The organism is Aeromonas sp. HMWF014 (genome assembly GCF_963878295.1).
GTDB classification, from domain to species: domain Bacteria; phylum Pseudomonadota; class Gammaproteobacteria; order Enterobacterales; family Aeromonadaceae; genus Aeromonas; species Aeromonas popoffii.
Genome location: NZ_CAWNYS010000557.1, coordinates 1 through 6,140, shown reverse-complemented (window position 1 = coordinate 6,140; position 6,140 = coordinate 1). Strand labels below are relative to the sequence as shown.

Here is a 6,140-nt window from a genome sequence, read left to right as displayed (position 1 = left end):
ACCCAACAGGGCCCACGGAGAGTCCCATTCATTGGCGACCTGCAGCGCCGGGCTCTGGCCCGGATTGGCATACCACTTGGCTTCATAGATCTTGCCGTTGAAACTGACCTGGCTGCCGCCACTGTAACCCTGATTGATGTTGTAGGCGTCAGCCGCCCAGAGGTGTCCGCTCAGCATCAGGCTGGCAAGCAGAAGTGTCGTACGATTTCTGTTCATTATTGTTGTTCTCCGGTTTTCTTCGAAAAGGGACGGGGCCAGACCAGCCCCGCCATCATGTCTGGGGCTGCCCCCTTATGGGCAGCTGGCGACTCCGATATCAAGCCAGACGCCGGACTTGCCAGGCTCATTGCCCTGATTCCACCATTTGGCCTGCCAGCGGCGACCACCGTGATTGACCAAATCGCCGCCGTTATAGGCAGCTGCGGTATCCCAGCCCAGCTCGACCTTGCTCTCGAGCTGCCACTGATCGGCCCCTGGGGTGGGCTCATTGCCTCGGCTCCAATACTTGGCGCGCCATACCAGCTGGTTGTGGCTCACCTTCTCGCCACCGCTGTAGGTGGTCGCGGCCTTCCAGGCAGGCCAGTTGGCGGCATCGGGATCGGTGGCATTGCAGTCGCTGCCACCGCTGACCGGGGTCACGGTGAGGCGGGTCTTGGCCTGGGCATCCAGCGCGCCGTCGGTCACGGTGACCGTGAGGTCATAACCGGCCTCCACGGTCACATTGGGGCCTGTCACCACCAGGGTCTTGCTGTTCTGACCGCTGGAGATCAACCCGGCAGGGACGCTCCACTGATAGCTCAGGGTGTCGCCGTTGGGATCGCTGGCGTTGGCGGTGATGGCCACCTGCTTGCCGGCCTCTACCGAGGCCTTGTCCTGCAGCGTCACCACAGGCGGCAGGTTGGGTTGCGGCGCCTTGTTGGTCACTACCAGCTGATCCTTGGCACTGAGGTTGTGATCGTCGGTCACCGTCAGTTCGAACACCAGATCCACGTCCTGGCTGACCGCGTCAACGCTCACCTTGGCCTTGGCCTGGTTGGCATCGCTCAGGGTCGCCTTGGGACCGGAGATCTGGGTCCAGCTGTAGTTCAGCACGGCCCCTTCCGGATCGCGGGAAGCAGAACCATCCAGCACCAGCTCGGCCGGGCCCATCACGGCGATATCATTGCCTGCACTGGCCACCGGCGGCTTGTTGACCGGCGGTGTTGTGCCTTCCCCGTTGCCCAGCCCCTCATGCATGGCATTGAGAATGTCGCCATTGTCGGCATCGATTTCCCAAGCGAACATGCCGCCGAGCTGGTTGGCCAGCACATATTGCCCCTTGGCCTTGACTGAACGCTCGTCATCGAAGGTGATGAGCTCGCCGGTGGAGGCCTTGAACACATAGGGCGCCTCGGCCGCCTCGTCGTAGCTGTACTGCCAGTCCCCGGCCATCTTGCCCTTGGCGATGCCGCGATAATCGATGACCCCCTTCTCCCAGATCCCTTCCGCCTCGCTGCCCGCAATCGGGCCGGTGGCGGTGCCGGTGAAGGGGTTGTTGCCCTGATAGCCGCTGACACCGGTCCAGCCACGGCCATACATGGCCGCGCCTACCACGACTTTGCCCGGATCCACGCCCTGGCCCAGCAGCGCCTTCACCCCCTTGTCGGTGGTGTACTTGGTGTTGGGATCCCAGCTCGCCTCATAGAGCGCGGTCTGGTGGCCCAGCCCTGTGTTGGTCCAGGCACCGTTGAAGTCGTAGCTCATCAGGAAGAGATGATTCATGTATTGCTGGGCAGCGCGATAGTCCACCTTGGCAATCTTGTCACCGCCGGCGCTGATGGCGGAGGTGAGCTCGTAGGTGCGGCCCGTCTCTGCGCTCAGCTCATCGAGCATGGCGCGCAGCTCCTTCATCAGCAGCACATAAGTCTCGCCATCGGAGGCGCTGCCCAGTTTGGGGTTGGCCCCCTGCCCCCCCGGGAACTCCCAGTCGATATCCACCCCGTCGAAGAATTTCCAGGTCTGCAAATACTCCTTCACCGAAGCGACGAAGGTGTCGCGTTTGGTCTTGTCACCGAAGAAGAAGAAGGGGTCGGAGAGGGTCCACCCGCCGATGGAGGGGAGAATTTTCAGGTCAGGATAGGCCTTCTTGAGCGCCATCAGGTTGCCGAAGTTGCCCTTGTAGGGCTCATCATAGGCGGTGAGATTGCCCTGCCCCATCTGGATAGCGGCCCAGGGATCGTGGATGGAGACCTTGAAATCCTCGCGCCCGGCGCAGGATCGTTGCAGCGCCTCGAAACTGCCCGCGATCTCTTTCAGGCTGTCGTTGATGCCATTGCCGCCGCAGATGGGAGTAAAGCCGTAGAGTATGTGAGTCAGGTTCTGGGCCGGAACCTTGTCCACGGTGAACTTGCGACCATAGACACCCCACTCCACGTAGTAGGCCCCCACCACCTTGCCGGACTTGTTGGCGTAAGGCTTGTTGTTCTCCTGCAGCGGTGCCTTGAGCGGCACCAGGTGGCTGCCGTCTGTGTCCGCCACCAGGATCGCTTTTTTGTCGGAGAGGGTGCAACCGTCGGCGTTACACAGGGCCACCTGCATCTGGTAGCGGCCCCCCTTGGTCACCTTGAAATTGGCGGTGCCGGCGGCGGATGCGGCACCGGACCACACCTCCTTGCCATCGAGTAACACCTTGGCCGTCTGGCCAACGTCACCGGACCAGAGGTTCCAGCTCACGCTGACCTGGGCGCCATCCTTATGGACAGTCACCAGCTTGTTGTAGGAGGTGGCGGCTTGATCCACTTCGACGATGGCGAACTTGGTTTCGCCCCAGCCTATGGTGGGTTTGCCGGGTGCGGCTGCGAACGCGGAGGAGGCACACAAGCCCCCGACCAACAATGCCAGTAATGAGGGTTTTGGACTTAACATAGTTGAATATCCTTATTTCGTTCTTGGAATAAACAACGAAAAAGGCAACGCCAACCTGACAGGTCACGTAGACAACATCGCACCATGGCTTGGCCCATGGGCGAAACAACCTGTGGTGGCCCCGCTATCTTAGGTACTGCTGACCCTTAGACCGGAAGCTTTGCGTCCCGAACTTTCGTCCGGTTTGCCTTTGGCACAACTTGATTTGCGACAAAAAATAATCGCCAATTGAATATAAGGAGTTAAACGAGGAAGGACAAACCCCTGGCAGGTTATTAATGGACCACATGTGATCGATAAAGAGCCTTAAAAGGGAAGAAACAGTGCCTAACTGAGCAAAAAAGCACCACTCCTGTCCCCTTAAGGTCGCGATTAAAAATAAGACGAATTACTTGTTTCGTGATCATCATCAAGTTTGGCCGGCCGCAATATGCTGTTCATCAGCGCCCGCAACTTGAGCGGTTTGACCGGTTTACTGATGTAGCCGTAACCGTGTTCACGGATCTGTGCCTGCAACCCGCTCTTGCGATCCGCGCTGATGATGATGCCGCCGATGTCGTTGCCATGGGCGAGCCGCAGCATGTGCAACGCCTGCAAGCCTGTCTTGCCATAATCCAGGTGGTAATCGGACAGCACCAGCTGCGGCAGGAAGCCACCGGCGATGAGATCCTCGGCCTGAACCAGGCTCTGGGCACAGACCACCTCGCAGCCCCAGCGCCCCAGCAGGGAGTGCATGGCGATGAGGATATCGCTCTCGTTGTCGATACAGAGCACCCGGACCCCCTCCAGCTGGCTGTCCCGCAGGGCGGGTGCCGCCACCTGCGTCATTGCGACAGGACGGGTCGCCAGGTTGAGGGTGATGGCAAACACGGATCCCCTCCCCGGCCAGCTGCGCAGGGTCAGGTTGTGGCCCAGCACCAGGGCGATACCGCGAGCGATGGCGAGCCCCAGCCCCAATCCCTGCTCCTTGGCGGTGCGGGAGTGATCGAGACGGGAGAACTCGTCGAAAATGGCCTCCTGCTTGTCGGCCGGAATGCCGGGGCCGTTATCCCACACCTCGATGCGCACCTTATCCCCCATCCGGCGGCAACCGAGCAACACACGGCCGCCAGGGTTGTAGCGAAACGCATTGGTGAGGAAATTTTGCAGCACCCGGCGCAGCAGGCGCACATCGCTGTACACGGCCAGCTTGCTCTCCACCACCGAGAACTGTATGCCCCCCGCCTGGGCCAGCACCCCGAACTCCGCCTTGAGGTTGGCAAGCACGTCGTGCAAGGCGAAATCCAGCTTCCTGGCCTTGAACTTGCCTGCTTCGAGGCGCGAGATATCGAGCAGATCCGTGATGAGATCCTCGGTCGCTCCCAGCGCATCGTCGATGTGACGGGCGATGCGGGCCGTCTCATCCCGGGGCGGCAACATCTCCAGCAAGGAAGAGGTGAACAGCCTGGCGGCGTTGAGCGGCTGGGTCAGATCGTGGCTCACCGCCGCCAGGAAGCGGCTTTTGGAGTGGTTGGCCCGCTCCACCTGCTGGTTCACCAGCAGCAGCTGACGGTTGAGTTCGGAGAGCTCGTGAGTGCGTTCAGCCACCCGCGCCTCCAGGTGTTCGTTGGCTTCGCGCAGCACCCGCTCGGCGTCGCGAAACGGGGTAATGTCGGTAAAGGTCATGACGAAACCGCCGGCTGGCATGGGGTTGCCCTGCATCTCGATCACCCGGCCATCGGGTCGCTCCCGCGCCGAGATGTGGGGGCTGCCACGCAGCATGAAAGCGACCCGCCGCGCCACATGGGCCTCGATATCTCCCGGGCCGCACAGCCCCTGCTCGGCGTTGTAACGGATAATCTCCTCGATGGAACGCCCTGCCTGAATAAGCCCCGGCGGATAGTGAAACAGATCTATATAGCGCCGGTTCCAGGCCACCAGCTTGAGCTCTCTGTCCACGACCGAGATCCCCTGCCCCATGTGTTCTATGGCCCCCTGCAGCAGGCCGCGGTTGAAGCGAAACACATCTGAGGCCTCGTCCACTATGGTGGCTATCTCCTCCAGCTGCATGTTACGCCCCTGCAGGGCCGAGGCCAGCACCAGCCGGGCGGACGAGGTGCCGAACACCCCCGCCAGCAGCCGCTCCGTGTGAGCAATAAGTTCGGCCGACGCCTGCATCTGGGGCGCCAGTGTGCCGCCCCGCTCGCCGGCGAAGCGACCGAAGGCCCGCTTGACCCGGCTCGAGCCGACGAAGCGGGCCGCCAGCATCTCCAGCTCCCTGACCGAGACCCGCGCCTGATAGAGGGCCGCAGTATCGCGGCTCGGCTTGCCGACGAAGTTGGCCGCCTGCAACCGCTCACTCACCGCAGCCCGCGACAACAGGGAGCCCATCACATAGCCGAGCAGGTTGAGCAAGAGGCTCAGAAAGATGCACCAGGCCCCCAGGCTCAGATCGCGGAAGGCAGGCCAGTCCGGCGGCGCGAGCAGGGCTTCCAACGGCGAGCCGGCCAGCAGGCCGCTCTCCGCCAGCAGGGTCGCAAACCAGAGGCTGACCCCGCGGGCGAGGCCAAGATAGACACCCTTGCGATTGCCGTGCCGCCAGTAAAGGCCAAGCAGCAGGGCCGGTGCGAACTGGGCCACGGCGCCGAACGACAGATAGCCGATGCGCGACAGGCTGGTGAGATCCCCAAGCCAGAGGTAGAGCCCCCAGGCCGCCAGCAGGATCAGCAGGATGGCCCCCCGGCGCACCTGCAGCAGCAGGCGCACCAGCCGCTCGTCCCGCCCCTGCTGCCAGAAGCGGCGCAGCAGCACAGGCAGCACCAGATCGTTGCTGACCATGATGGCCAGGGCTATGGTAGAGACGATCACCATACCGGTGGCCGCCGAGGTGCCGCCGAGAAACGCCAGCATCGCCATGCCGTCGAAACCGAGTGACATAGGCAGGCTTATCACATAGGTATCCGAGGCCATGTCGGCCCCCACCCACTGTTTTCCCGCCAGCGCCAGCGGCCAGACGAAGAGCCCCATCACGAACAGATAGAGCGGGAACAGCCAGCGCGCCCAATGCAGATCCTGGCCCTGGTTGTTCTCCACCACAGTCACATGGAACTGGCGCGGCAGGCAGATGACGGCGCACATGGCGACCAGGGTGTAGATGGTGAGCTCCAGCAAACCACCCGGCGTCACCGCCACCACGGCATCGAGAAAGTCGCTGGCCACCAGGGTGCGGGCCTGGCTCGGCTTGCTCAGGATAAGCC

At 62.3% G+C, this 6,140-nt stretch carries 3 protein-coding genes and 1 riboswitch; all 3 genes read right to left on the bottom strand.

Going from position 1 to position 6,140, the window contains the following annotated elements:
• Nucleotides 1-216 (bottom strand): carbohydrate-binding protein (locus tag AAC083_RS21560; RefSeq protein ID WP_258224569.1); only part of this gene is annotated, 216 nt, incomplete at its 3' end.
• A gap of 75 nt (nt 217-291) precedes the next feature.
• Entirely contained in the window at nt 292-2,904 is a 2,613-nt protein-coding gene (locus AAC083_RS21555) for a glycosyl hydrolase family 18 protein (RefSeq protein ID WP_108535567.1), read from the bottom strand.
• A 111-nt stretch (nt 2,905-3,015) separates the two neighbouring features.
• A riboswitch (cyclic di-GMP riboswitch) is annotated at nt 3,016-3,103 on the bottom strand.
• 173 nt (nt 3,104-3,276) lie between these two features.
• Nucleotides 3,277-6,140, bottom strand: a 2,864-nt coding sequence (locus AAC083_RS21550; RefSeq protein ID WP_108535566.1) for a hybrid sensor histidine kinase/response regulator, incomplete at its 5' end; no start/stop codon positions are given.

Coding starts and splice junctions, on each gene's coding strand:
- AAC083_RS21555 (WP_108535567.1), bottom strand. CDS start 2,904: ATGTTAAGTCCAAAACCCTCATTACTGGCATTGTTGGTCGGGGGCTTG.